The 720-nt window shown below is 67.4% G+C and carries 1 protein-coding gene; it reads right to left on the reverse strand.

Annotated elements, in window-relative coordinates; all coding sequences use genetic code 11:
* The coding region (locus ACTQ49_RS14990) for an IS110 family transposase (RefSeq protein ID WP_441828634.1) at positions 1-467 on the reverse strand (467 nt) is incomplete at its 3' end.
* Positions 468-720: the final 253 nt, after the last annotated feature.

Genomic DNA, 720 nt, shown 5'->3' on the forward strand with positions numbered 1-720 from the left:
AGGACGTGGCGGGTCCGTTCCCAGATCAGGTTCTGATGCGCCCGGGCGGCGAGCTTCACGCCCTCGGCCAGAGCCGTGTCGCCAGCAATCGGGCGGTGGTGGGCCCGGTCCAGGCGGACGATATCCGCGAGCAGGTGAGCGTCGGCCGCGTCCGACTTCGCCCCCGACGTCGAGTGACGTTCCCGATAACGAGCGGCTGACAACGGGTTCAACGCGAACACCTGGTAACCGGCCGCGACCAGTGAAGCGACCCAGGCGCCGCGTTCGGTCTCGATCCCCACGATCACCTGCGGCTCCGGCGACACCTCGCCGCCCGGGTCGGGCAGCAGCGTCGCGATCAACTCGTGGAGCTGCGTGATCCCGGCGAGCCCCTCGGGGACTCGTTTGCGGGCCAGGACCTGGCCCTGGTCGTCCACGATCTCGATGTCGTGGTGGTCTTCTGCCCAGTCATCCCCGACGAACAACACCTGCATCACCCCGTTCTGCGTGTTGGATTGTCCAGCAGCAGCGAGAGGGAACTCCCAGCGATCTCATGGCCACAGTGCTCACCCAGCCTCGGGGGCACGTCATCCCAGTAGCGGTCACCGTCCCCTCACGACGAGCGGGCGCACTGTCTGCCGCCAGACCTCGCAGGGTCAGAAGAGTGATGAGTGCTGACCCGCCCGTCGCTACCGGAACCAAGCCTGACACCCGATCGCCAGGCCCGGTAGAACCCATGAG

This window comes from Luteococcus sp. Sow4_B9 (assembly GCF_052116585.1).
In the GTDB taxonomy this organism is placed as follows: Bacteria; Actinomycetota; Actinomycetes; order Propionibacteriales; family Propionibacteriaceae; genus Luteococcus.